The organism is Arthrospira sp. PCC 8006 (genome assembly GCF_046480465.1).
Taxonomy (GTDB): Bacteria; Cyanobacteriota; Cyanobacteriia; order Cyanobacteriales; family Microcoleaceae; genus Limnospira; species Limnospira platensis.
In genome coordinates, this window is record NZ_PKGG01000447.1 from 1 (window position 1) to 1,503 (window position 1,503).

Sequence of the window (1,503 nt, forward strand, 5' to 3'; positions counted from 1 at the left end):
GACTCTAATAATGCTATAGTAAAATCCTACTGATTCATCAATATTGTCATCTATTATGAACACTACCTTTGCGGATGTCAAAACTATACTCCAGGATTTAATTACCCGCTATCGTCATCGGGTGGATTATTTAGCGATCCGAATTGAGGAATCAGAGGAAACTAATATTTTATTAAGGGGCGATCGCATTGAAACTTTGAGTGAGGGTTTGTCTTTAGGGGGACAGGTACGCGCTTGTTATCGAGGCGGTTGGGGTTTTGCTAGTTTTAATGATTTATCTAAGCTAGAAGACCGGATTCAAGAATCAATTATAGCCGCGCGATTAATTGGTACTGAAGAAACTATACTCGCGCCCATTCCGATTATCCAAGATAGCTATATTTTACCGCTGACTGGTTCCGATCCTCGTCAAATTCCCCTATCCGAAAAAAAGACACTGTGCGATCGCTATGGAGAAATTCTCCGCAGTGTTGATGACAAAATTACCACCATTTCTGTTAGCTATAATGATAGCACTCAACGGATGCTCCTCGCTACGTCTGAGGGGACTTTACTAGAACAAGGTTGGGTAGATATGGAGATGCGTTTTGCCGCCACAGCCCGCCACGGGGAAACCGTCCAAACCGGACGAGAAACCACCGGTTCCAGAACAGCCTATGAAGACCTCACCCAACTTGATAATCAGGTTCGCAGCGCCGCCAAACGTGCTGTTAATTCTCTTAATTTACCTCCCGTCCGGGGAAATATTTACACCGTAGTTATTGACCCAATTCTGTCCGGTTTATTCGTTCATGAAGCCTTTGGGCATCTTTCCGAAGCAGATATGGCTTATGAAAATCCTGACCTGTTGGAAGTCATGACTTTAGGGCGAGAATTTGGTCCGCAAAACCTCCAAATTTTTGATGGTGCATCTCCATCCGGACATCGCGGTAGTTATTTTTATGATGATGAAGGAGCCCCCGCTACTAAGACTCAATTAATCAAAGATGGGCGATTAGTCGGACGGCTACACTCCCGCGAAACTGCTGGTAAATTAGGGGAAAATCCCACAGGAAATGCTCGCTGTTTAAATTACCATTATCCCCCTTTAGTACGGATGACTAACACTTGGATTGAACAGGGAAATACTCCCGTCGAGGATTTGTTTAGTGAGATTAAATTGGGGGTTTATGCACGGAATTGGTTAGGGGGAATGACTAACGGCGAAATGTTTACTTTTAGTGCTGGGGAAGCCTGTATGATTCGGAATGGTAAATTAGCCGAACCTGTCCGGGATGTTACCCTATCTGGTAATGTGTTTACGACTTTAGCGGATATTGAGGGAATTGGTGATGATTTCTATTGGGATGAGTCAGGAGGTTGCGGAAAAGGAGGTCAAAATGGGCTACCTGTAGGCTGTGGTGGCCCTAGTTTGCGTATCCGTAATGTGGTTGTGGGAGGAGAAGCATCATAAATTAATTAAAAGCCTCTAAAAGCCACTACCACACCACACACCCCCCCCAC

General features: G+C 44.6%; 1 protein-coding gene. It reads left to right on the forward strand.

Annotated elements, in window-relative coordinates:
- Nucleotides 1-55 precede the first annotated feature (55 nt).
- Nucleotides 56-1,453 (forward strand): TldD/PmbA family protein, encoded by a 1,398-nt coding sequence (locus tag B9T16_RS28585; protein WP_006615992.1) that lies wholly within the window; start codon nt 56-58, stop codon nt 1,451-1,453.
- Nucleotides 1,454-1,503: the final 50 nt, after the last annotated feature.

What these genes read in the sequence shown, in the direction of transcription:
- B9T16_RS28585 (WP_006615992.1), top strand. Translation starts at nt 56, where the DNA reads ATGAACACTACCTTTGCGGATGTCAAAACTATACTCCAGGATTTAATT.